This window comes from Hyphomicrobium methylovorum, assembly GCF_013626205.1.
GTDB classification, from domain to species: Bacteria; Pseudomonadota; Alphaproteobacteria; order Rhizobiales; family Hyphomicrobiaceae; genus Hyphomicrobium_B; species Hyphomicrobium_B methylovorum.
The window spans coordinates 2,993,832-3,018,040 of sequence record NZ_QHJE01000001.1; the positions used below are offsets into that span (position 1 = coordinate 2,993,832).

Annotated in this window: 22 protein-coding genes and 1 tRNA gene; 13 read left to right on the forward strand and 10 right to left on the reverse strand. The window is 57.5% G+C overall.

Translation table 11 applies throughout. The annotated features are described in order from the left end of the window. Window positions 1-73 precede the first annotated feature (73 nt). A tRNA-Tyr gene (locus DLM45_RS14300) sits at window positions 74-158 on the forward strand. A gap of 137 nt (window positions 159-295) precedes the next feature. Here the strand turns inward: DLM45_RS14300 and DLM45_RS14305 are convergent. The 3 genes from DLM45_RS14305 to DLM45_RS14315 all read right to left on the reverse strand — a co-directional run bounded on the left by DLM45_RS14305 (window position 296) and on the right by DLM45_RS14315 (window position 2,317). Continuing rightward, complete coding sequence (locus DLM45_RS14305) at window positions 296-652, reverse strand: HVO_A0114 family putative DNA-binding protein (RefSeq protein ID WP_181337735.1); 357 nt, start codon at window positions 650-652, stop codon at window positions 296-298. Between the two features lie 287 nt (window positions 653-939). After that, a complete protein-coding gene (locus tag DLM45_RS14310; protein ID WP_181337736.1) occupies window positions 940-1,584 on the reverse strand; it encodes a class I SAM-dependent methyltransferase in 645 nt (214 codons plus the stop codon). Between the two features lie 361 nt (window positions 1,585-1,945). After that, on the reverse strand, window positions 1,946-2,317 hold the full coding sequence (locus DLM45_RS14315) for a hypothetical protein (protein ID WP_181337737.1): 372 nt from the start codon (window positions 2,315-2,317) through the stop codon (window positions 1,946-1,948). Window positions 2,318-2,742: 425 nt separating this feature from the next. Here DLM45_RS14315 and DLM45_RS14320 point away from each other — a divergent pair, with 425 nt between their 5' ends. From DLM45_RS14320 to DLM45_RS14335, 4 genes are read left to right on the forward strand one after another with little or no spacing between them, the layout of a single operon-like run. After that, a complete protein-coding gene (locus DLM45_RS14320) occupies window positions 2,743-3,258 on the forward strand; it encodes a hypothetical protein (protein WP_181337738.1) in 516 nt (171 codons plus the stop codon). Next, entirely contained in the window at window positions 3,255-4,061 is an 807-nt protein-coding gene (locus tag DLM45_RS14325; protein WP_181337739.1) for a fimbria/pilus periplasmic chaperone, read from the forward strand. The genes DLM45_RS14320 and DLM45_RS14325 overlap by 4 nt, the downstream gene beginning before the upstream one ends. Then, window positions 4,061-6,775 (forward strand): fimbria/pilus outer membrane usher protein, encoded by a 2,715-nt coding sequence (locus tag DLM45_RS14330; protein ID WP_210269849.1) that lies wholly within the window; start codon window positions 4,061-4,063, stop codon window positions 6,773-6,775. The genes DLM45_RS14325 and DLM45_RS14330 overlap by 1 nt, the downstream gene beginning before the upstream one ends. Next, window positions 6,772-7,767 carry a hypothetical protein gene (locus tag DLM45_RS14335; RefSeq protein WP_181337741.1) on the forward strand — a complete coding sequence of 332 codons (996 nt, stop codon included), beginning with the start codon at window positions 6,772-6,774 and terminating at the stop codon, window positions 7,765-7,767. The genes DLM45_RS14330 and DLM45_RS14335 overlap by 4 nt, the downstream gene beginning before the upstream one ends. Window positions 7,768-7,857: 90 nt before the next feature. On the opposite strand, the gene DLM45_RS14340 is transcribed toward DLM45_RS14335, so the two are convergent. From DLM45_RS14340 to DLM45_RS14360, 5 genes are read right to left on the reverse strand one after another with little or no spacing between them, the layout of a single operon-like run. Continuing rightward, a complete protein-coding gene (locus DLM45_RS14340) occupies window positions 7,858-8,751 on the reverse strand; it encodes a TatD family hydrolase (protein WP_181337742.1) in 894 nt (297 codons plus the stop codon). Between the two features lie 34 nt (window positions 8,752-8,785). Next, window positions 8,786-9,664 carry an EboA domain-containing protein gene (locus DLM45_RS14345; RefSeq protein WP_181337743.1) on the reverse strand — a complete coding sequence of 293 codons (879 nt, stop codon included), beginning with the start codon at window positions 9,662-9,664 and terminating at the stop codon, window positions 8,786-8,788. A gap of 15 nt (window positions 9,665-9,679) precedes the next feature. Then, window positions 9,680-10,528 carry a UbiA family prenyltransferase gene (locus tag DLM45_RS14350; RefSeq protein ID WP_181337744.1) on the reverse strand — a complete coding sequence of 283 codons (849 nt, stop codon included), beginning with the start codon at window positions 10,526-10,528 and terminating at the stop codon, window positions 9,680-9,682. Then, a complete protein-coding gene (gene eboE, locus DLM45_RS14355) occupies window positions 10,525-11,724 on the reverse strand; it encodes a metabolite traffic protein EboE (RefSeq protein WP_181337745.1) in 1,200 nt (399 codons plus the stop codon). Before eboE ends, DLM45_RS14350 begins: the two co-directional genes overlap by 4 nt. Then, window positions 11,724-12,938, reverse strand: a complete 1,215-nt coding sequence (locus DLM45_RS14360) for a 3-dehydroquinate synthase (protein WP_181337746.1) — start codon at window positions 12,936-12,938, stop codon at window positions 11,724-11,726. The genes eboE and DLM45_RS14360 overlap by 1 nt, the downstream gene beginning before the upstream one ends. Window positions 12,939-13,413: 475 nt before the next feature. Here DLM45_RS14360 and DLM45_RS14365 point away from each other — a divergent pair, with 475 nt between their 5' ends. The 3 genes from DLM45_RS14365 (at window position 13,414) to DLM45_RS14375 (ending at window position 16,822) form a co-directional block, all read left to right on the forward strand. Beyond that, window positions 13,414-14,838, forward strand: a complete 1,425-nt coding sequence (locus DLM45_RS14365; protein ID WP_246317414.1) for a PQQ-dependent sugar dehydrogenase — start codon at window positions 13,414-13,416, stop codon at window positions 14,836-14,838. Window positions 14,839-14,934: 96 nt separating this feature from the next. Beyond that, window positions 14,935-15,399: a c-type cytochrome gene (locus DLM45_RS14370; RefSeq protein WP_181337747.1), complete on the forward strand. Its 465-nt coding sequence runs from the start codon at window positions 14,935-14,937 to the stop codon at window positions 15,397-15,399. A gap of 31 nt (window positions 15,400-15,430) precedes the next feature. Continuing rightward, window positions 15,431-16,822, forward strand: a complete 1,392-nt coding sequence (locus tag DLM45_RS14375; RefSeq protein ID WP_181337748.1) for an alkaline phosphatase family protein — start codon at window positions 15,431-15,433, stop codon at window positions 16,820-16,822. A gap of 44 nt (window positions 16,823-16,866) precedes the next feature. Here the strand turns inward: DLM45_RS14375 and DLM45_RS14380 are convergent, their stop codons facing one another. Next, window positions 16,867-17,148, reverse strand: coding sequence for a hypothetical protein (locus DLM45_RS14380; protein ID WP_181337749.1), 282 nt, complete (start codon window positions 17,146-17,148; stop codon window positions 16,867-16,869). A gap of 207 nt (window positions 17,149-17,355) precedes the next feature. Here DLM45_RS14380 and DLM45_RS14385 point away from each other — a divergent pair, with 207 nt between their 5' ends. Next, window positions 17,356-17,862: a superoxide dismutase family protein gene (locus DLM45_RS14385; protein ID WP_181337750.1), complete on the forward strand. Its 507-nt coding sequence runs from the start codon at window positions 17,356-17,358 to the stop codon at window positions 17,860-17,862. A 161-nt stretch (window positions 17,863-18,023) separates the two neighbouring features. On the opposite strand, the gene DLM45_RS14390 is transcribed toward DLM45_RS14385, so the two are convergent. Beyond that, entirely contained in the window at window positions 18,024-18,947 is a 924-nt protein-coding gene (locus tag DLM45_RS14390; protein ID WP_181337751.1) for a LysR substrate-binding domain-containing protein, read from the reverse strand. Between the two features lie 116 nt (window positions 18,948-19,063). Here DLM45_RS14390 and DLM45_RS14395 point away from each other — a divergent pair, with 116 nt between their 5' ends. Genes DLM45_RS14395 through fba form a run of 4 tightly spaced genes read left to right on the forward strand, consistent with a single transcriptional unit; the run spans window position 19,064 to window position 24,197 of the window. Further along, the gene (locus DLM45_RS14395) at window positions 19,064-20,107 is read left to right on the forward strand and encodes a class 1 fructose-bisphosphatase (protein WP_181337752.1); all 1,044 of its coding nucleotides are present in this window, start codon (window positions 19,064-19,066) and stop codon (window positions 20,105-20,107) included. 40 nt (window positions 20,108-20,147) lie between these two features. Then, window positions 20,148-21,065 carry a phosphoribulokinase gene (locus DLM45_RS14400; RefSeq protein ID WP_181337753.1) on the forward strand — a complete coding sequence of 306 codons (918 nt, stop codon included), beginning with the start codon at window positions 20,148-20,150 and terminating at the stop codon, window positions 21,063-21,065. Continuing rightward, on the forward strand, window positions 21,062-23,098 hold the full coding sequence (gene tkt / locus DLM45_RS14405) for a transketolase (RefSeq protein ID WP_181337754.1): 2,037 nt from the start codon (window positions 21,062-21,064) through the stop codon (window positions 23,096-23,098). Before DLM45_RS14400 ends, tkt begins: the two co-directional genes overlap by 4 nt. A gap of 10 nt (window positions 23,099-23,108) precedes the next feature. Further along, a complete protein-coding gene (gene fba / locus DLM45_RS14410) occupies window positions 23,109-24,197 on the forward strand; it encodes a class II fructose-bisphosphate aldolase (RefSeq protein WP_181337755.1) in 1,089 nt (362 codons plus the stop codon). Window positions 24,198-24,209 lie beyond the last annotated feature (12 nt).

Here is a 24,209-nt window from a genome sequence, read left to right on the forward strand (position 1 = left end):
GAAGATAACGCGGGCGTAGGCCCTGCCCTCGACGGCAGGGCGCTTTCGTTTGGCGGCTTCAGTGTCGCCCTGGGGAGAGGTGCCCGAGTGGCTAAAGGGGACGGACTGTAAATCCGTTGGCTTCGCCTACGCTGGTTCGAATCCAGCCCTCTCCACCAACTTACCTTCCGCAGACGCCCGTTTCAGCCTTACGAAGCAACTTCCTGCAAAAGTTAGGACCGACGCTCACAAGAAGTGCGATCCGCGAAGTTTGTGGATTTGTGCGGATAAGGGGTTGGTTGTGCTTGCGATTAATTCACGCCGCCAGCTCAACCTTAAACTCAAACTTCAGCCCATCATAATCGAACCGCACGCCCTTTTCGTCGCGTTCGATCACGCCGGCGTTGATGAGGCGAGTCACGTCGCGATGCACGGCTTGCACGTCGCGCCCAACCCTGCGCGCAACCTCACGAATGGCAAGCGGTCCTTGGCCAGCCAGTGCCTTGATAATTTCGAGGCGCGACGGCGCAAGGGTTTCGTGCATGTCCGAATAGGTTGGGAAGCCAACAGAGTGCTCCGCCTTTGTCTTGCCCTTCTGCGCGGCCTTTAGCGCCGCCAGTGCGCCACGCTTCCATTCTTCGGTGGACTGAATTTTTATGAGTAGGTTGGTCATTTTGTTAGCCCCACTTTCGTATTGTTATTGAAAACAACGCTCGCAATCGTTGTCAACGGGAACAACAATTTCGCGATGTTTTGTGAGGCTGGGTGCAAGGCGCGGTGGCGATGTGGTGTGCGAATCATCCCTTCTTAAGGCGCTATGCTGAGCGCTACAGACATCATCGTCATTTATGCAGCGGTCGTCGCAATCGGTGCGTTGCTGTGGGATATTTGCAAGTGGCGCCCGCACCGAACGGGTCCGCTTAGGCCGAGGTGACGAATTGGGATTCGGTGTGTGTCCAGTCAGATGCGGTAGACGGTATATGATTTTACTATTCCCAGAGATCGCTCGACGAATATTTTTGCGTCCGGAAACATTGTAATTAAGGAGCGCTTTTCGATTACGCGTGTGCCGGCTACCATCTCGGTCCATTCCGGCATTTTTTCTTTCCAGCGGCGCAGATATTTCTCTCTCAGTGCTTCCGAATAGAACCACCACAATGGCATGCCATTGTGGGCCTCGATCGGGAACCATTTGGCTGGCGTCTGGATCCAATATCTGGGTGCGAGGCGGCGTGCGTTTGTAGCGAATGCTTCCTGGCGGCCACTGTCGCCCACGTGTTCGATGACGCTGTTTGAAAATACGAGATCGAAGCTGTTCGACGGTGCGGTCAGATCACACGCGTCCCCTTGGACATATGTAAACTTGTGATGTGATTTGCCGTTGGACCTGACGGTGCAGGGATCTTGGCCGCTGTTGAGCAGAGTTATATCAAGAGGCGTCGGCACCAACTCCCAGATCTTGGGTGTTCCACCAAGGTCGATGACCCGCATTCCGGGTCGCAAGCCCATTCGGTTGATGAATTGACTAATGCGCTTGCGGCGCCTGCGGGCGCTGTATGGTTGCAGCAGTTGGTAGAATGTTTGAACTCTCAGCGTTGCCGTCATGGCAATTCTCGCCGTTATATGAATATCAATTCGTGTTCATTTCATCGGAATAAAATACACCTCTACAACTAGCGGGATTTGATGAGTTTTGGCGGCATTATTGCGTATTCGGTTAAAAATAGAATTTTTATGGAAAATTAAATGGATTAATGGCGGCCAAATTTGGCGAGTCCGGCGCTTTATTTCGAGCAATGCCGCGGCTCAAAATTCGTCAGCGCTTATTGGATTAAGCTGGCTGCCGAGTGGTCAAGCCAAACTCATTGACCCCACAGGCTTTCGGAATTTTTCTCCGGAGCGTGTGATCTTGCGGTGTCTGGACAGAACAATGAGGAGCGCTCTCATTGAGCCAGCGTCATTGCGGCTAGTGTTTTGTGCTTGTCGCGGATTCGTCAAAGAGATTGCACGATAATTCTTCAAAGAACTTGTCGGCAGGCTCGCGGTTATTCGGACCTTTTCCGGGCGATATGCAAAGGCAAACCTCGGCGTCGTCCAGCCGCGGATAGGACGTAACATTGAACCAGAGAGACTGTCCGTTTCCGCGCAGTTCGAAAGCTTGATGCGCGACTTCGAACCCGTTGCCGCAATTCGATACTTCTATGAAGGCGCGCAAGACGAAGTCTTTGATGCTGACGCCATGGGCAGCGAGCGTCTTCTCTACGCTGCCATAGAGATCAAAGCGGATGTTGATCGGCGTGAAGCTCGAAGTGTCCCTGAGGGTATCGAGGTCATCCATCGCGACAGTCTCCCAGTGATCGACGCGAAACACATTGCTTCTTAGGGGAGCCAACTGCGCGCTTTAAATTTCTACGCGACGCGTCGCGATTTTGTCCGATTGCACCTTGGCTAAGGTGCTCGAATTTCGCATCGGAGGGCAAAATCTGTCAAGCGATGCGGATCGAAAAACGCGGGCTGTCGAGCAAAGGCAACGGATGTCGTCAGTATAGAGATATGCGGCTCGCGGATGATTCCGTCCCTGCAACCTTGCGCGAACCTTGCTCGCCGCTTGCGTGGCGACGGCGTGCCGCAGACTGTTGCCGCGAATCACGATAGTTTCTGTACGGTGTACATTTTAGCGCGCACTACGTTTTTCGAAGTCTCTGTACGTTTCAAAGTTTCTTTTTTTTCTCTGATCTGACTGTCAACATGCGAGGACTCTCAATGCCGGTATTTTTCCGATCGATCGTGTTTGCCTTTTTTTCCTTCGTGGTAGCTGGACAGGCAAGCGCTACGGACCAGAACATCAATCTGACGGCCACTGTTGCTGCTTTCTGCACGATTGAGGGATCGCTATCCCCGAGCGCCGATTCAGCGACCGTTCCGGCACCTGGTGGTATTGTCGACTCTACGGCGATCGTGAAATCGTATGCCGTGATCTGTAATGCTTCTGCAGATGTGACGCTGACGTCGATCAACGGGCGCATGACGACGGTGGCAGGAGCCATCACCGGCTTCGACAATTTCATCGATTATACCGCGGGCGCCGGTGGTTTCGTAACGATTGCGCCATCCAGCACAGCCGTCGGTCCTCTCGGTACGAAGGTTCTTGGCACGACGTCTACGAGCGGCGCCAAAGCTGGAAGCCTCACGGTCACGATTACGCCGATAACGGCCCAACCACTGGTCGCCGGGGCCTATGCCGATACCCTGCGCGTTTCGATTGTTCCGCAGATATGAATGGCCAGGGCGAGGTGTCGGCCGATAGCCGACGTCGCGCTCGCGCTGCATATCGCCGTGCTTCGGACGTAAGCAGCCGTGCGCTTGTATTCGTGTTGGCCGTGCTTATCGCTTTCCTGGCTGCTGACGCAGCCCAGGCGATGAGTGTTTCGCCAACGGAGATTGAGATGTCGACGGTGGGCGGGAAAAGCCGCGCGCAGATCGGCGTTACAAACGATGGAGATCTTCCGCTTCCCGTTGAATTGGTGCTGAACAAGCTGACCCTTGATGAGGCCAGCGGGCGAACGCTGAGTGCGGCGGGTGACGAATTTCTGGTGTTTCCGCCGCAAGCCATGATCGCGCCCGGCGAAACGCAGGTCTTCCGGCTGCAGTGGGTGGGCGAGCCGGATATTGCCGCCAGCAAATCCTATCTGATGTCTGTCAGTCAGGTGCCGGTGAAGTTCAAAGGAGCGCGCAGTCAGGTTCAGGTCGTCGTGGGACTTGGCGTTGTCGTCAACGTTGCGCCACCTTCCGGCACGCCGAACCTTCGTGTCGTTGCGGCTGGCATCTCCAACGATCGCGGCGGCCACCGGCATCCGACGATCACCGTCGAGAATACCGGCAATGTCCATGCTTTGTTGTCTCGCGCCACGATCGACGTGTCGGGGCACGGATGGTCGACGCAGGTTCCTGCGGCCATCATTCGTGAGCGGCTTGGGATGGGGCTTGTTCAGCCCGGAAAGCGACGCTCGTTCGTGCTGCCGGTCGCCGTTCCTGACAACGTTGCGGCGGTGGGGGCAGCGCTAACTTACAAGTTGAAATGATGACCGGCAGTTTGCGAGCGGCGGAGACAACGCCGAACGCGGCTCGGCAAGCGGAGGGCGGCCATTCGGTTCGTGCGGTGCGCGGGCAGCTCGCGACGCTTTTTGCTGCTGTTGGTTTTTTAGGAGTCGCATTGCTTCGGACTGATCCCCTGTTGGCGGGGGTCGCACCGCAGGACGGTAGCGAGTTTGTTGCCCAGGAGCATACGTTGAACAGCACCGGTCGCGCTGTGACGCTCGCCGTGCCGTTGACGCGCGCGGGGGATGCGCTGGGTGATATCTCCGTCGTTATTGGGAAAAACGATAGCGTTCTCATTCCCAAGCAACCGCTTCTCGCGCTTCTCGAACCGGTTATCGATTCCGCCGTTCATGCCCGTCTCGCGGCGTTGCCTGGAAATTCCGGCCGCTTGTCGCTGATCGATATCAACAGCACCGGAGTCAAACTTAAGTTTGACCGTCGCCGGCTTGAACTTGTGCTGATACCGGATGCAGACGTTCATCAAACCGATGTGCCGATCACGCGTGCGCCGAAGGCCGCCGCGCCGCCCCTTCGGCCTGCCGATTTTTCAGGTTACGTGAATGTCACCGCGGGCGTCGATTACTACTGGGATGATGGCGTTACGGGCTCGGGTCCCGGAGCGCACGTCAATCTTCAATCCGCTATGCGGTGGCATGGCAGCGTGATCGAGAATGAAGCGAGCCTTGGCGGACGCGGGGGCGATGGTCTTTGCCCTCTCGGCGCGCGCTGCATCTATGACGACCTCAATGGTTTCAGGCGGACGCGCTCGCGTATCGTCTACGATATTCCCGATGATGACATTCGCATTCAGGCCGGAGACGCGGACGTTTTCACCAGCGGGTTTCAGCGCGCGCCGGACGTTGCGGGGTTCACGATAGAGAAATCGCCGCGCAAATTTCACCCCGGTATCGATACGTCGCCTGGGGGAAGGACGCGTTTTCAACTCGATCGCACGTCTGAAATCGATGTGCGCGTCAACGGTGTCGTCGTGCGCCACATGCGGCTTGCGGCGGGCACGTATGATCTTTCCAATTTTCCGTTACCGAGCGGCGCGAGCGATATCGAGCTCGTCATTACGGATAACGCTGGGCAGACTCGGAGCCTACACTTCTCGACCTTTGCGGGCGATACGCTGCTGGCGCCCGGAATGAACGAATGGTCGGTTTCGGCGGGCGTTCCTTCGTATTTGTTCGATAGCGAGCGGCGCTATGAAAGCGGCGCGTTCTTCGGGACGGGATTTCTGCGCTACGGATTGACCGACGCGCTCACTGGTGAAGTAAATCTGCAGGGCGATCAGAGGGTCGCGATGGGCGGCGTGGGTGGAAGCCTTGGAACGCCGTGGGGGCTTTTCGGTCTCGATGGCGCGCTGAGTACGAGCGATACAGGTTTCGGCTTTGCCACCCAGTTGAAGTACGACCTCACGAATTTTCGCGGGCCGTTCTCGTACTACAGCGATCTCCCGGAATCATTCCGCTTCAACGCGGAGTACCGCAGCAGGGATTTTCGGGAGCCTGGCGAATTTCTCGTTGGTGCGGGGGACATTCTCTACCCGCAGTTTCCTTATTGGCTTCGGCTCTCGGCTTATTACTCGATGGCGCTTTCGCCGGTGACGTCGGCCACCCTCAGCGCGCGATACCAATTCGCCAATGATGATGCACTGATCCTTTCGCCCTACACGCTCAAGGATGATCGGTACGGCGCCGATCTTACACTCTCTCGCCCGCTGACATCGTGGATGAGTGGGAGCCTCACACTCGGCTATTCGAACGAATCCTATGCCTACAGAAATTTTTACGAACGGGAGGAGCCCGAGTTCCGCCTCATGGTTCGGCTGTCGGCGATCCCTGCGGAGCATACGCGGATCGAAACCAGCTACGATACGCTCAACGATGCGGGCTATGTGTTTGCGTCGCGCGAGTCTGGCTATGGCGTGGGAAGCTGGCAGACGTCGATCAATGCGCAACAGGATGGCAGTTCCGATACAAGTTCGTTCGACGGATCGATCACGTATATCGGGAACCGCAGCGAGGTGCGGGTGGCGCAGCGTGCAGGATTTGCGGCATCCGTTTTCAACGGCTTCGAGGGAGGACCGCGTGGGTCGGTCACCAGTATCGAGGCGGCGACGTCGATTGCATTTGCGGACGGAGTGATTGGAGTCGGTCGGCCGATACGGGGAAACGGTTTCGCTATCCTCAGCCCGCATGAGAGCATCGCCGACCTGACTGTTGTTGCCGGAATGCCTGAGGACGTAAGTGCCGAAGCGGATTGGCTGGGGCCGGCGGTCGTTCCGAATTTACCCGCCTATTCGCGAACCACGATTCCTGTCGACGTTCCTGATCTGCCGGTGGGATACAGTCTAGGCTCCGGAACGTACGAAGCGGTTGCGCCTTATAAGGCCGGATACCGAATTCAAGTCGGTTCGGCCCACTCCGTTTCTGTCTATGGCAAGTTGCTTGATGCCCAAGGCGAACCGCTGGCGTTGCTGACGGGTGCGGCCCACGCCTCGGAAGAACCTGACAGGCGTGTCGAGATTTTCACGAATTCGGCGGGTCGCTTCGCGGCCGATGGATTGTCGCCGGGGCGGTGGATCATCGACATGGGCAGCGACGAAGACGCGACGCACTATTCGATAGACGTTCCGCCCGGAACGATCGGTCTATTCAAAGCTGGAGATCTGATGCCAGGGGGCGCGACGTGACATTGCGGCGTTTGATATCGGCAGTGGCTGGCTTCATTTCGGCCGCGCTATGCCTTGTGGTGACGGCAACGCCGGGGCAGGCAGCGCTGTGCGTCGCGCCGTTTCCGATCACTGTTAGTTCGGTGACGACGACGCTGCTGTCACCTTATGATCCATTTTCGGGCACCGACGCGACACTCGGCGTTACGATTACGTTGTCGAACAGTCTCATTTCTCTTGGTTGCGACGTTTCCATCTCATTTACGCGCTTGGCGGGGTTGCCCGCTGTCATGAGCCAGGGCGCGAATTCGTTGCAGTACACGATAGAGTCGCCAGGCGGGGCAACGCTTCTGCAGACAACAGGCTTTGTGCAAGGCTCTAGTCCTGCTCCCGCCAATCGCATTGACGCCGTTGTGCCATTGCTTGGCAGCGTATCCGTCAATGTCATCATCCGTGTTCCGGCGGGCCAACTGGTGGCGGCTGGAAACTATTCGGATCTGCAGGTCACCCTGCTTGTCGTCTCGCGAGGGGTTTTGTTGAGCAATACTCCAAGAGCCATCATTGCGCAGCAGGCGTTCGTTCCATCGATTTCGGTGGTGTCAAAGTGCGTTCTGCCCGCGCCAAGCTCCTCGACGCTCGATTTCACATCCGCGATTTCGCACGGGGTGCCCAATCCGGCGATTGTGAAGTCCACGCAGTTCACGAACGTGCAATGCACGGCGCCGTCCATTCTGCGTCTCAGTGGGTCAGCGATGCAGCCTGTCTTGGCGACGCCGCCCAAAACGGGGTTCGATAACTCCATCAACTGGCGCGCGAACGGGACGTTCGGGAATGCTTCGAGTTCGCTGAATACGTCGATTGCGTCTCAAGCCGATAGCGGCTCGAAGAACGTCGGTTCAGGTGCGACCTCCAATGGCAACATCAATGTCGATGTCAATTTGCTCAGCGGAAATCCGATCATCAGCGGCAATTATTCCGGCGTGCTGAAGGTAACGATCGACCCCAATCTTTAGTCGCGGAGACGGCTAGCCGACGCACGAATGCGCACCCCCGCGTTGTCGGCGAAGGGTGCGCAGCGGCATGTTCAGCACTGCTGGTTTGCGTCAGCTCTTGGTGTCGACTTGCGGAGTTTGTCCGCCGCGCAGGACCGTGTTGCCCTGATAAAGCGTCCGCTGATCGATCGGCGCGGGCTTCAGCCAGTCGTCTTCCTTGATCTGGCCGCTCTGCCCGTAAGCCGCGAGCGCATTTGCATACGTTACCAAGCGGATGTCGCTATCGGAGATGCCTTGCGCTGCCATCAGCTCGGCCGTTTTGGGAACCGACAGCGGATCGGATATGCCCCAATCGCATGCGGAATCGACGATCAACCGTTCGGCGCCGTATTGTTTCACGAGTGCCGCCATGCGTTCCGCGGTCATCTTCGAGTGCGGGTAGATAGAGAACGCCGCCCAGAAGCCACGGTCTTTCACTTCTTGGATCGTCTCTTCGTTGACGTGATCGATGACGACGCGGTTTGGCGACAGCTTGTGTTCGAGGATCACGTCCATTGAACGCGATGCGCCGCGCTTCTTATCGCGATGAGGCGTGTGGATCATGACCGGCAAATCGAGTTCGCGCGCGAGATCGAGCTGCAACCGAAAATACTTGTCCTCAAGCGCCGTCTGTTCGTCGTAGCCGATTTCGCCGATGGCAACGACGCCCTCTTTGACGGCAAACGAGGGCAGAAGGTCCATCACCGCTTCCGCAAGTTCCTCATTGTTGGCTTCCTTGGAATTGAGGCCGATGCAACAATAGTGACAGATACCGAACTGACCGGCGCGGAAGCGTTCGAAGCCGAGAATGTGCGAAAGGTAATCGCGATAGCTTCCGGCGTTCGTGCGTGCTTGCCCTGTCCAGAACGCAGGCTCGATGACGGCGACGACGCCAGCCTTTGCCATTGCTTCGTAGTCGTCGGTCGTGCGCGAGATCATGTGCGCATGCGGGTCGATGTAGGGCATAGTATAGAGGCTCCTTCGTGGGCGATGCGCTCGGCTAGCGGCAGATCGAGTTCCAGGTTATGCGCTGATTTGCAACGCGGTCCACCACCGCGCTGTGCTGCTTCAGCGCCTGTTGCGCAGCTGGCAGGGTGCTTTCAGAAAGAGAGAGGGCGGCAGCGTTTGCTTCCATCTCAGTGTTTGATCGAAGCGCTTTGACGAGCGTGGCGAGATCCTGCTCGCGCACGTATGGCCCGATGCAGCGCCAGATTTCCGGCGAGACTGCGCGTCCCGCTGCCCAGCGTTCATGCACGTAGTCGATCAGCGTTGACGCGAGGTCGGGATTGCGACGCTCGTCGATGCCTTGGATCGGCGCGAGCACGCTTTCGATGAAGAACGCTTTCAGCACCATTTGATTCCACTGCGCTTCATTGAACTCTTCCTTCGGGAAGGGATTTCGATGCGCAACGGATTCAAATACCGGCCCCATAGCGGAGCGAAGACCCTCGGCGGCGCGTGGGACGAGTTGCTTGCTTGCGGGGTAAAGCGGGAGTCCGCGCAACAAAGCGATGTGCTCACTGATTTCGCCCGACTGGAAGATGAAATCCAAGCCGGACGCGAAGGCGGCTGCGTCTCCCTTATAGCTTGCAAGCGCGAACAGGATGCGCGCCGTCTGGTCGACGCTCCAGCCGGTCGTATCGAGGCCAGCGCGGACACGTTCGGCTTCGGCGCGTTCGTCTGCGGAGAGTTCGAGGTCAGCCTTGCCGAGTTTCCGCGGTGCAAGGGCGACGGCGAGGGAGAGTTCGCGTTGGCGCGGTTCGCTCGAGATTGCAGAGAGGCGCTGATCAATCCAGAGGAGTTGCTCGGCGGAAACTCTGCGTTCCAGCCAGCCGCGGAGCATCGCAATCCTTGCAGGAACGTCGTCAACTTGAGACATGCTTTCGAACCAATCCTAGGTGCCTGGAATCGTGCGCTGGGACATTACCGTCACGACGAAGAGTGCGCAGCACGCCAGCGCCATGTCGATACGTCCTGCCGATGCAGCCGCGATTGCATCGCAGAGCGCGATCGCGGCGATCAACAACGATACGGCGCGGCCGACGTCGCCCGGTGCCCGCCGCCGCAGCCAATGCAGCGCCAACGCAATCGCTCCGGCTGTCAGGGCGATGAAGGGAAGAACAGCCGCTTCGCTCGAAGCGTATTGAAGCCCATTTAGAAGCGGAAGGGCAAGGAGCGCGAGCGGCCACCATGAGCGAACCCGGTCAAAGCTTTCTTCTTTTGCCGCGAAGGTGAGGCCCGCGACGTAGGCGAGCAGCGCGAGCGCTGCGAGGAGCAGGGGACCGGTCAACAGCGCGCTCAGCGCTACGGCCGTGGCGATGTACACCAGCGCGCGGCATAGCCCCATGATGAACGGGGCGATCGGGTTGCCTTTGTGCCAGGCATCATAAACGACGATCGCAGCCGCCAGAGCCAGGGCAGCGGCGGTGGTCTCCAGGCCGAACACTGAGAACACGCCGACGCCACAAATCAGCATGGCGATGCCTACAATCCAGACGCTTCGCAAACTGACTTTTTGTGACGGGATCGGACGGGTGGGGCGTTCGACGGCATCGATTTTCTGGTCGAAGGCATCGTTGAGAACCATGCCGGCGGTGTAAAGCAGCGATGCCGCAAGCATCACGAGCACGACGTAATCATCGAACACGGCGCCGGTCAGCGCCGTTGCTGCGAGGACGTTGCTCCAAACTGTCGGCAGGTTGGAGACGCGGGCTAGCCGAAGAAACGTGCCGAGCTTGCTCACGTGCCGAGTTCCTTCAGCACCCAATCGAGTTCGCGAACGATAGCACTCGTCATGTCGCTCTGGCGGAGTTCCGACGGTAGCACGCTCCAGGTGTACGTTTCGACCTCCAGATGCGGCGCGACCGTGCGCTCGCGGCAAATGCGAAGCACATCGCGCAACGAGGCCTGCGTCGATTGCAGGGTTTCAAATCGATCGACGAAAACAGGCACGTGGCAGTGAACGCGCCATTCTCCGCCTGCTTCGCCTCGGCCGAGTGCCGCGAATGCGTCAGCGAGGTCGGTGTGGCGTGTGATGGCGCCATTTCGAGATTCAACCGTCTGATGCAGATAGACTCCATCGTCGAACTTCGCGAGTTCGGCTTTGGTACCCGGCTCGACGTTGGCCACCCGAAGAGCTGAGCTCAATTGTATTTTTGGGATGCGGATGCCTGCGCGCTCAACGCGTTCCAGTATCTCGTCTGGGTTTTCGAATTCGACCGCGGAATGACATACGTCAAAGCAGAGGCCGATGTGCTGCCGGAGCGCGGCTTCCGCATCTTCTTTCGAAGCGCCAGTCAGCGCCGCAAATTGCGCAACAGCAGAGTCTGCGAACAGGTGTTGCGAGAAATAGTCGATCGCCTCGTCAGTGGTTTCCAGGAAGCACGCGGGCTCGGGTTCGATAGCGAGAGCGATTGTTTGCCCGGTCGTTTTGCGAAGCGAATGCAGGTGCGCGGCGCAAGCAACCAGCGCATGCGTAATTGCTTCGACGTCGGCGTCCGTTGTGATGTGAGCTTTGAAGCCACCTGGAACAGTGCTGATGCTCGTTTCCGAGCCGTTAGGCGCGAGTTTTGACAGGATGTTCGCGACGCGACGTGTGAAGTCCAGGCGCTCAGGACGACGCCAGTCGGGCTCGTACACCTGCTCCTTCACGCGCTGCCCGTGAAAAGGGCCGTAGGGAAACGCGTTGATTGTGAAGACGTACAGACCGTTGTCAGCCAGGAACTGTTGAAGTTCGGCGAGCGTATCCGGTTGCTCCAGTTCTGCGGCGGCGATCGCCGACAAGCGAAGGCCGACGCCCATCGGGGCATCGGGAGATATGGCTGCTTTTACAGCAGGTAGATTCCGGCGAAGCGCAGTATTGATTTCGGCCCACGTTTCGCCGGCGTGGATGTTGGTGCAGTATGTGAGGTGCGGCCTGCCCGGGAGAGGAAGCTGCATTAGGCCGGCATCTCCTCGCGAAGCCAGTCGATCGCTTCGACGATCAGTTTCGGGTCCATCGTGTGGACTTCGACACCAACGCCGATGGCAGACAGCAGCGTGATGGACAGTTCGCCGCCGAGATGGGCGCGGAACTCTTCAAGCCCGTCGAGCACTTTCAACCCGCCGCTCGCGTTCTTTTCACCGGCCGCTTCGTGCCAAAGAGTGAATCCGAGTTGTTCAAGAAGACGGCGCACACGGATGTCGTCGCCTTCCGGCAGCAATCCGGAAATGACGGAGTAGCGCGTATCCAAAGCGATGCCGATGGCGACGGCTTCTCCGTGGCGTAGGGTATAATTGGAGAGTGTCTCGAGCTTGTGAGCTGCCCAGTGGCCGAAATCGAGCGGCCGCGCATTGCCGCGTTCGAAGGGATCGCCGCCCTGGGCGATCTGGCGCATGTGAAGCATCGCGCAGTGACGGATCAAGCGGTCCAGCGGCTCAGACTGAAACAGGGCTAGTGCACCCGCCTGATCTTCAAGCCACTTGAAAAACTCGCCGTCACGGATGAGGGCAACCTTCACAGCTTCGGCCATTCCGGCGCGCTTGTCGCGTCCCGGCAGCACGTCAATGAATGCTGAGTCGTTGATGACCGCAGACGGTGGCTGGAACGTGCCGAGCAGGTTCTTCACGCTGAAAGCGTTGACGCCGTTTTTGACGCCGACGCCGGAATCGTTTTGCGCCAGCACCGTCGTCGGAACGCGGATATGGCGAATGCCGCGATGAGTGGTTGCGGCGACGTATCCGATGAGATCGAGAACTGCGCCGCCACCGATGCCGACGACATACGAGTGCCGGTCTATGCCTGCGTCCACGAGGCGCCGCTGAAGCGTTTCGACGATTGTCGTGTCGTTCTTGCAGATCTCTCCGCCATCGACGCATTCGACGGGATGTACGAGATCAAATGCGTCGGTGTGCGCGAGCGCGTAATTCGAGATCCGGCGCGCAATGTCGGGCATCTGCTGTTCGACGCCGCTGTCGATAAAGAACGTCACGCGGGGTTTGTTCGGTCCGCCGTTGCTCGTGATGCACTCACGGAGGGCAGTATTCCCAGGAGAAAAAATATCTCGGGTGAAGAGAACGGGATATTCGTATGGGACGGAAAATCGCTGGTAGTAGGTTCGGATCTGTCCAGGTGCTTCGAACTTCTCCAGTGCGTCGCTGATTGTGCTCGACACTCGTTAAACTCCATTCCCATGCTTGCGCTGTCTACGTTGCGGCGATCGCAAATTGCAAGGCCAGCTCGATATCTTAGCTGCTTTTTGCCCGTTTTTGCGTGCGAATTTTTAGCTTTCCTAATGATGGCGTAGCGAGGCTGGAGCACGCGTTGTGGTTGCTCGCACGTGATTTTGTCCGGCTCGATGATTGGTCGTGTGCGCTCGCCGTTTACCTTCCAACACCCGCAGGGAATTATTCCCGGTTCAAAGTTCGATTTTGCTGATCCGCATGAAGATCCTATTTGCTTTCTCATCAGTAGATAAGTTTTCTCACATTTAGTTGATCAGAGCGGAGGTGAGCTTGTGCCGATGAATGCCGTAACGTAGCGTGATTACGCCGCAGACGCATCAAATGCGTCAGCGCGGTGAAGTACGGCGCCGATCCAAGGTCCCTCGGTTCGCGCCGACAGCAAATTCCATAAGGGAGTAACGTCCAATGCGAATGCGGTTAGAACTTGCCGCGTCGATTGCCGCTGCCGCCACGCTCATGCTTGGTTCGGTTCCGGCATTTTCTCAGGTCGTGCCGACCAAGGCCGACGAAGTTGCCCGCCCAGGCGGAAAGCTTCCGGGCGATCCCAAAATCGCGCTCGTCAAAGTTGCAGACGGATTTTTGGATCCTGTCGGCGTTGCGTCAGCTTTTGACGGATCGGGCCGCATCTTTGTTGTCGAACGTCAGGGCAAGATCCGGGTCGTCACCAAGGACGGAAAGGTCAACGAAAAGCCGTTCCTCGATCTGACGAAGAACAGCCCGCTTGGCTCGGAAGTTCAGACCGGCTTCGTCGAGCAGGGACTCTGGTCCGTTGCTTTCGATCCGAAGTTCAAAGAAAACGGCTACTTCTTCGTGAGCTATTCGTCGCTGCCCTTCAACGGCGCGCACGTTATCGCACGTTATACGGTTGATCCGGCCAGCCCGGACGTTGTGACGGTCGAGCAGGCAAACAAGTCTGTTAAGGTCATCATCAATATCCCGCAGCCCTACTACAACCACTACGGCGGCGGCATTCAGTTCGGGCCCGACGGCTATCTTTATGTCGGCAAGGGCGACGCGGGCTGGGAAGGCGATCCTTTGGACGCCGGCCAGAGCAAGAATGAGCTTTGGGGCAAAATGCTTCGCCTCGACGTCAACACGCCGGATGGCGTCGGCTACAAGATTCCCGACACCAACCCGTGGGCTCACGCTTCGCAGGCACGCATGATGACGCTGTTCGGCGTCACCGAAGAGCAGTTCGCACAGATCCACATGGGCTCGCGTCCTGAAATCTGGGCTTTCGGTCTTCGCAATCCCTACTCGTTCCACTTCAACAAGAAGACTGGCGACCTGTTCATCGCTGACGTAGGCCAGAACCATCTCGAAGAGATCGACTGGCAGCCTGCGTCCAGCAAGGGCGGCGAGAACTACGGTTGGAAGCACAACATGGGCACCAACTGCCATCCGATGTTGGGGCCGAATGACAAATGCCCGATCGTCGGCGTTCTTCCGGTCGCAGAATACCCGCACCAGACTCCGTATCCCGGCGCTGAAAAGCTGAAGGATGGCTGGGGCTGCTCGGTGCAGGGTCTCGGCGTTGCCAACTATGCTGGCATGAACGGCGTCTTCCTGACGGGCGACTGGTGCTCGGGCCGGGTCTTCGGAACTGGCTGGGACGGCACCAAGTGGCAGCTGCAGGAACTGGCGCAGACCGCGCTTCAGTTTACTTCCGGCAACAATGACGAGGACGGAACGGTTCTCGCCGTTAACTGCAACTGCTTCTACACCGACGACAGAGGCGCCACGGCAAACCCGCCGGGATCGCTCTGGCGCGTTGTAGCGGCTGACGCTGTGCCTCCGGGCGCCGAAGTTGCAAAGACGAAAAAGAACTAAGTCGAAAAACTACGCTTGAAATACCGGGGCCTCTTTGCGAAATCTGCAGAGAGGCCCCGTGACTTACGGTTAGTCCAGAACCAAGAGATTTATTTCATGCAGTCGAACACGCGCTTCTTCACCATCCTTCTCGCCGGGTCGCTTCTTGCGCTGACGCCCGCTTTGACGGCTCCGGCCGTCGCCGACGTCAAGTTCCTCAATGCGCTTGACGATTCCCCGCTCGATCTTGAGCCGATCAAGGGCGAGACGTTCACCGATGCGGTCAAGTCGTTCCACAAGGACGGCAAGAACCCGTACAACGGCGATGCAGCGGCGATTGCAGCCGGCAAAACCCAATTCGAAGAGCACTGTGTTGCCTGCCACGCCGACGATGCGTCGGGCGGAATGGGGCCGAGCCTCGTCGACGACGTGTATTCGAACACGCGCGCGAACACGGATGTCGGCATGTTCGAGATCATTCACTCCGGTGCTTCGGGTGCGATGCGCTCGTTCTCGATCCGCGGTGTCACGCAGGACCAGATCCTGCAGATGATCGCTTACATTCACTCGCTCAAGAAGTAAGAGCCTTCGTTCGAAGGGCGGGTCTCCCATCATGACTCCCACGATCGTCATCAACGTCGTCGGTTTGACGCCGGCGTTGATCGGTGATGCGACGCCGAACATCCGGCGCTTTGCCGAGCGTGGTGCTGCGCGTGCACTGACGACGATCACGCCCGCCGTCACGTGCAGCGTTCAAGCAACCTTGACGACCGGGAGTCTGCCGCGAGAGCACGGAATTGTCGCCAACGGCTGGTTTTTCCGCGAGGTGCTGGAAATCTGGCTTTGGCGGCAATCGAACAAGCTGGTCGCGGGCGAGCACATCTGGGACGCCGCTCGAAAGCAAGACGCGAACTTCACAGTCGCGAACTTGTTCTGGTGGTACGCGATGGGCGCTGCGACGGACTATTCCGTTACGCCGCGTCCGATCTACAAGGCCGACGGCCGCAAAATACCGGATTGCTATTCGGATCCACCGGAGCTTCGCGACGAACTCTCAGCGAAGCTCGGCGTGTTTCCGCTGTTTCAGTTCTGGGGACCGGCGACGACCATCGCATCCAGTCGCTGGATTGCGGACGCGGCCAAGCACGTGATGACGGCGCGCGATCCGACGTTGACGCTCGTCTACCTTCCGCATCTCGACTACGGCTTGCAACGGTTCGGGCCGGACGCGCCGGAAATTCGTTCGGACCTCACCGAGATCGATGACGTGGTGGGCGATCTGATCGCCGAGGCGGAAAAGCTCGGTCGTCGGGTCGTTTTGCTTTCCGAGTATGGGATCGTTCCCGTTCGGCGTCCGGTGCATATCAATCGCGCGTTGCGCGAAGCCGGGCTGCTGGCGGTTCGAACGGAGCAGGGCGGCGAGCTGCTCGATATTCCACGTTCTCGGGCGTTTGCAGTTGCCGATCATCAGATCGCGCATGTTTATGTCCGCGATCCCTCGGCGCTGCCGCTGGTGCGTGCGGTGTTGGCGAAGCTCGACGGTATCGACGCCATTCTGGACGAAGACGGCAAGCGTGGGCACGGGCTCGATCATTCCCGGTCTGGCGAGATCGTCGTGCTTGCAGCAAGCGACGCCTGGTTCACGTACTATTATTGGCTCGATGACGCGCGTGCGCCGGATTTCGCGCGGACGGTCGAAATTCACCGCAAACCTGGATACGATCCGGTCGAGCTTTTTCTCGATCCCGCGATCCGATTTCCGAAGCTTGCTGTCGGATGGCGTCTGCTGAAAAAGATTCTTGGCTTTCGGACGCTGATGAATGTCATTCCGCTCGACGCCAAGCTGGTGCGCGGTTCGCATGGGCGGGCTGATACACCCGCCGAACACACGCCGGTCTTCATGTCATCCGAGCGTGACTTTGTGCCGGACGGTCCGGTTGATGCGCGGGACGTTAAAGCGTTGGTGCTCCGGCATATCTTTGAACCGCCATCGTCCAGGTCGTAGCCGGTTCAAACTTCAGCGAGGGCCACGTTGGCCCGCTGTGCAATTCAGCGGTGACTGATGGCAAGGCTGGTTGTCGTCTCTTTCTTCGTAGAGCAAACTTTGGATATCGTCTTGCACTCTGTCTGAGTGGCATAGTTCTTACGCGACGGCTCCTTGCCATTGGCAATTTCATAGCAATGGTCGAGCAGAGAAGCGAGCGGCCGCTCATCTCCCAGCGGACCGACCGAGATCTTCTTTGGACTACGCAGCCAAAAAAACGATGCAAGCGTCGCCGCGAAGAGTAGCAGTGCCACGCTTACGATGATTTGCTTTTGCGTGCCGCTCATAGCCCCGTTCCCCCGCCCCGGAAGATGACGTCCACGATCTTCAATCATATCAGCGGCGGACGTCAATGCTCGCTGTTTAGTCTATTGCGACTCTACACGCGCATGATATATATTAACATATAAATATTGCTATTTGATGCGGAAAGGTAGCTGCCGAGGCGTCTTCCCCTTCTAAGTCAGATCCAAATCCAACATCGAGGTTTCTCAATGCGCATGCTCGTTCTTGCTGTCACGGCGCTGATTGCTGCCGCTCCAACTGTTGCTTTTGCTCAGTCTGCTGATGTTGTCGGGCCAAATATGGCGAAGATCGGCAAGATCGAAGCGAAAGAGGGACCGCATGGTCTGGTCTTGGTGCTTAACCTCGACAAGGGTGCGCTGACCCCAGGCGCTCACGGCATTCACATCCACGAGCATGGAGACTGCTCGGATGAGGGCTTCAAGAATTCAAAGAGCCACATTAACCCGAGCAAAACCGAGCACGGATTTTTGAATCCGAAGGGACCTCATCCTTCGGATCTGCCGAACGTCTGGGCGCATGAGGATGGTTCTGTGTTGGCCGAAATGTTTGTTCCTGGCCTGTCGCTCACGGGCGAAAACGCTATCTACGATGAAGACGGCTCGGCGGTCGTCATTCACGCCAGTGCGGATGATCACATCACGCAGCCCATTGGCGGCGCCGGCGCTCGCGTGGCCTGCGGACTATTCAAGAAATAAGCGTTGGATGGTGTTTGGTCGCAAGAGCGATCAATGCAGTGCATGCATGTAAGTACCTTCGGGGTGATAGCGCAGACTTGGCTTCGCTATCGCCCCTTTTTCTTTTGCAAAATATTCAAACCGCATTGAAATGGTGAATACACCGCGTTTCTCGGCCGTGATTATATGCCGGGTACCTGTGGCAGATGTTTTGCCCCGTCTTTCAATGCGTAAGTCCAGAACGCCGTAGCGGTTGGACCCAATCCTTTATCGAGGCGGTGCACCAGATTCCATTCTCGGACTACGGGTAGGTCCTTGATGTTGAGAATGGATAGGTATCCGGCCTCGATTTCCAATTCAATTGTGTGCGCCGATATCAAGGCGATTCCTAAACCCGCCATCACCGCTTGTTTGATTGTTTCGTTCGATCCGAACTCGATAATGGACGAGGGGTGGGCAAGAGGTGTGCCTTTGAAGAACTTTTCGACGGTTACGCGGCTGCCTGAGCCTTCTTCGCGGACAAGCAGTTTGTTTCCGATCAGCACGCTGCGGTCCATGACACGCTTGCGGCTTGCTAAGGGATGATCGGGCCGTGTGATCAGGACGTAGGGATGCGGTCCAAAGCATGCCTTGCTCGTGACGATGTCGCTCGGCGGGCGCCCCATCATCGCAATGTCGATTTCATAGTCCCTGAGAGCAGCGATCGTTTCTTCGCGGTTGCCGACCAGCAAGCGTATTTCGACGCTCGGTACGGTCTGAATAAACGCATGGATGAGTCGCGGTACGAAATACTTTGCCGTGCTGACCACGCCTATTGTGATGCTGCCGGTCTCCAGGCCCTTCAACGATTGAAGCTGTTCGGTCGTATCTTGAATCAAAGCCTCGATGCGCATCGCAGCTTCAAGCACGATGTGGCCCGCGTCCGTCGGTCGCAATCCGCTTTTCGTTCGATCGAACAAGCGCAGATCGAGATCTCGCTCAAGGAGTCTGAGTTGCTCCGTGACGGCAGGTGGCGTTAGCCCCAACCTATTGGCCGCAATAACAATCTTGCCCGATTTTGCTATCGCAATGACAGATCGGAGCTGTCTCAGGGTCGCGTCTCGCATTTTTCACCAGTCAATAAAATCTAGCACAGAACTCATTATATTCGATTTTATCTATCTATCAACGAGGCGCATCCTCTTTCCACAGTCGCACTTTGGAAGCTGGAGGAGACGGGCCAATGCAAAAGGAAATAGATCTCCAAAGTTATTTGTCGACGCTGGTCGCTCAAGGAAACGCGTCGTCGGAACTCGAGAGCATTGTTGATGCGCTCGGACGTTCGGCGATAAAAATTTCAAAGCTTATTGCTCGTGGTGAAGCAGGTGGCGGTCTCGCCAAATGCGTGAAGGCCGACAACGGAACGGGGGATTCGCAGAAGCGCCTTGACGTACTGGCTCACAATTATGTGGTCGACGCTTTGCAGGGCTTGCCTGTTGCGTGGCTCGCTTCAGAGGAATGCGAAGAGAGCATTGAAATAACGCCTGGAGCGTCGCTGTCTGTCGCTATTGATCCTCTTGATGGTTCGTCCAACATCGAGACGAACGCGCCCATCGGCACCATTTTTTCAATTCTTCCGACTGCATCTGACGCGACGTCAGACTCAACGTTCTTTCAGCCAGGTGCCAAGCAGGTTGCGGCAGGATTCTTTGTTTACGGCCCGCAGTGCGCGCTGTTTTTGACATGCGGTTGCGGAACCGACGTATTCATTCTCGATCCCGACAGCGGCCTATTCGTACTCAACTCAAAGGGCGCGAAAATAGCGAGAAATGCGTCTGAATTTGCGATCAATTGCTCCAATGCTCGCCACTGGAGCTTGGCCGTTCGCCACTATGTCGATGATTGCGCTGCAGGCAAGAATGGACCGATCGGACGCGATTTCAATATGCGTTGGATTGCGTCGCTGGTCGCTGAAGCACAGCGTATCGTTGTTCGGGGCGGGGTGTATTTGTATCCGAGCGACGAGCGAAACGGCTACGAGAACGGCCGTTTGCGCTTGATCTATGAAGCCAATCCCATCGCGCTCCTCGTCGAGCAAGCCGGTGGATTGGCGACCGATGGCAGCGCACGCATCCTCGACGTCAAACCTACGCGCCTGCATCAGCGAACGCCTTTCGTTTTTGGTTCGCGCGGCGATGTCGAACTCGTTCGCTATTACACGCGTGGTCCTCATTCACGCGAACGGAGCCCCGCGCTCTTTTCTCAGCGCGATATTTTTCGCCACTGACACCTCGCGAACGACTTCAATTTCTGGAACGTGAAAATTTATGTCGAAATTGCACCCAATCATATCGGTCACGGGTTCATCAGGTTCAGGGACGACTCTGATCAAGGCGACGTTTGATGCGATTTTTCATCGCGAGAATGTCACCGCGGCTTGCATCGAAGGCGATGCATTCCATCGCTATGACCGCGCCGGAATGAAGAAAGAGAACGAAGCTGCGCTCGCGGCTGGCTTGCCCCAGCCGAGCCACTTCGGGCTTGAAGCGAACCTTCTGAAGGAGCTGGAAGAGACTTTCAAAAATTATGGTGTGAATGGGACGGGAAGAACGCGCACGTATGTTCACGACGAAAACGATGCTGAAACGTATGGCGTTCCCGTAGGAAATTTCACGCCCTGGCGCGACTTGCCGGAAAATACGGATTTACTTTTTTATGAGGGGCTGCACGGCGCTCTTGTTTCAGCTGGCGTTGATATTGCCAAGCATGTCGACCTGAAGGTCGGTGTTGTGCCGGTGATCAATCTTGAGTGGATTCAAAAGATCCATCGCGATCGATCGACGCGCGGGTATTCGACTGAAGCCATTACCGATGTGATCCTTCGGCGGATGCCGGATTACGTGCACTACATCTGCCCGCAGTTCACCGAGACTGACATTAATTTTCAGCGCGTGCCGATTGTCGATACGTCCAATCCGTTCGTTGCTCGCTGGATTCCGACATTGGATGAATCTCTTGTCGTCATCCGATTCAAGAATCCGCGCGGAATCGACTTCTCCTATCTGCTGTCGATGATTGATTCCAGTTTCATGAGCCGCGCGAACTCAATCGTGATTCCTGGCGGGAAGCTCGATCTGGCGATGCAGCTCATTCTAACGCCCATCATTCTGGAATTGATCGACAGAAAGCGGCGCGTCGGCTGGGGCGCAAATGCAATCTCGGCATTGGAGCAAGAAAAGGCATGAGCTACGCGCGAGCATTTTCCGGGTCTGATACTGCAGGCATGGGCAACGCCATTCGTTTTCTGACGATGGATGCCGTCGAAGAAGCGAACTCCGGGCACCCCGGGATGCCGATGGGTATGGCTGACGTTGCGGCGGTGTTGTTTCGAGATCATATCAAACTCGATCCCGCAGTTCCCTATTGGCCAGATCGCGACCGCTTCGTGCTGTCCGCCGGACACGGTTCGATGCTGCAGTATGCGATCCATTATCTGCTCGGCTATCGAGATATGCCGATCGAGGCGCTGCAACGCTTTCGTAAATTTGGCGCAACGACCGCAGGACATCCGGAATTTGGTCACTGCCAGGGCGTTGAGGCAACAACGGGGCCGCTCGGTCAAGGCATCGCGATGGCGGTGGGCATGGCCATTGCGGAGCGCATGCAGAACGCGCGCTTCGGAAACGATCTCGTCGATCATTATACCTATGTGATGGCCGGCGACGGGTGCCTGATGGAGGGCATTTCGCAGGAAGCAATCGATCTTGCGGGCCATCTTCAGCTCGGCCGATTGATCGTGCTTTGGGACGACAATGGAATTTCCATTGACGGCCGAACCAACCTGTCAACGTCGACGCATCAACTGGATCGCTTCGCGGCCTCCGGATGGGATGTCGTCAGTGTGAACGGTTACGACCACGACGAAATATCGTCGGCAATCAGCGTGGTTCGGAAGTCGGTTCGACCGAGTCTGATTGCGTGTCGGACGGTGATTGGCCGCGGTGCGCCAACCAAGCAAGGAACGGAAGGTGTGCACGGAGCTCCTCTTGGCGCGGCCGAGATCTCGTCTGCACGTCAAATGTTGGATTGGCCGCATGAGCCATTTGTCATTCCGGAAAATATTCTGGAAGCATGGCGTGACGTGGCGCGGCGCGGAGCCTCTGCGCGTCACGCATGGGAGCAGCGTTTAGCGCAGTCTTCAGCGAAGGATGACTTTGAAAGAATTGACGCTGGCGAATTACCGGCGTCGTTTTCCCGCCGCATGTCGCAGTTCAAGGAACAACTCGTTGCGACGAAGCCCAAGGTGGCTACGCGGAAAGCGAGTGAGATGGCGCTGGCGGTCATCAATGATGAGACCGATCTGACGATTGGCGGCTCGGCCGATCTCACGCATTCCAACTTGACGCTGACGGAGCAGCTCAAGCCGGCCGTATCAGCGGATTCATTTCGCGGCCGCTATCTTCACTACGGTATTCGCGAGCATGCGATGGCCGCCGCGATGAATGGCATCGCGTTGCACGGTGGATTTATTCCGTACGGAGGGACCTTTCTCGTGTTCTCTGACTACGCGAGAGGCGCCATTCGTTTGTCGGCTTTGATGCGGCAGAGAGTTATCTATGTATTGACGCACGATTCAATCGGCCTGGGTGAAGATGGCCCGACGCATCAGCCGATTGAGCACCTTGCATCGTTGCGGGCGATCCCGAACCTGAATGTGTTCCGTCCAGCCGACGTGGTGGAAACGGCGGAGTGCTGGGAATTGGCACTCGCGTTGAGAGCAACACCCTCTGCGCTTTGCCTTTCACGGCAGACGCTTCCAACGCTGCGGCGCGATTGCGACGAAAACCTAAGCGCCAAAGGTGCGTACGTTCTGCATGACGTGGGTAAGGCGCGGGACGTCACGCTGCTTGCTACGGGATCAGAAGTCGAGATCGCCATGATCGCGGCTGAATCTCTGAACGCCGGTGGCATCAAGGCAGCCGTCGTCTCGATGCCGTGCTGGGAATTGTTCGAAGCGCAAGACCCAGCGTATCGCGCTGCGGTTCTCGGGAAAGCACCGCGCATTGGCATCGAAGCTGCTGCCCGTCTCGGCTGGGATCGCTGGATCGGAGACACAGGCCGTTTCGTTGGGATGTCCAGCTTCGGTGCATCCGGTCCGGCTTCCGAGCTCTATCGGCACTTCAAGATTACGCCCGACGACATCATCGATATCGCAAAGTATCTCGCACGACCTAACACGTCTTACGGGCCGTCACTCCGCAGCTCTTTTCACCTTTGAGGTTTATTCGATGGCACGCATCACTCTTCGTCAACTTCTCGATCACGCAGCCGAGCGCGGATACGGTGTCCCCGCGTTCAACATCAACAATATGGAACAGGCGCTTGCGATTATGGAGGCTGCGCGCGCAACCGACAGCCCCGTCATTCTGCAAGTGAGCCGCGGCGCGCGGACGTATGCCAACGACATCATGCTGGCAAAAATCATGGACGCGCTGGAAGCGATCTATCCTGAGATTCCGATTTGCATCCATCAGGATCATGGCAACAGCGTCAGCACGTGTCTGTCGGCCATTCAACATGGATTCACATCGGTGATGATGGATGGATCCCTTGGGGAAGACGCAAAGACGCCCCGAAATTATGCCGAGAACGTCGCCGTTACTCGCGAGGTTGCGCGCCTTGCTCACATGGTTGGTGCGTCAGTTGAAGGTGAACTCGGGTGCCTCGGTTCGCTCGAGACCGGGCGGGGTGAAGCAGAGGACGGACACGGCTTCGAAGGCGCGCTCGACAAGTCCATGCTTCTCACAGATCCCTGTGAGGCGAAGCGTTTCGTAGCGGAGACGAATGTCGATGCCCTGGCGGTCGCTATTGGCACTAGCCACGGCGCCTACAAGTTCACGCAGAAGCCGACGAACGCTGTGCTGGCAATGGATTTGATCGAGAAGATCCATGCCAAGCTGCCCAATACGCACATCGTTATGCATGGCTCTTCGTCCGTTCCGCAGGAATGGCAAGATGCGTTCAAAGCGTATGGCGGCGCGATGAATGAAACCTATGGCGTACCCGTCGAGGAGATCGTTCGCGGCATTCGTTTCGGTGTTCGAAAGATCAACATCGATACCGATCTTCGTCTGGCTGCGGCTGCGGAATTCCGCCGTGTGGCCGAGACGCAGAGATCGGAATTCGACCCGCGCAAGTTTCTCAAACCAGCGATGCTCGCAATGACTGCGCTTTGCTTGCAGCGTTTCGAAGCATTCGGCACCGCGGGCAATGCCTCAAAAATCAAAGTTATCGCCATGTCGGATATGGCGAAGCGATACGCGGCGGGTGAATTCGGAATCCCCACTCCGCCGACCGACGTTGCCAAGGCTGCCTGACGCGCATCTGCA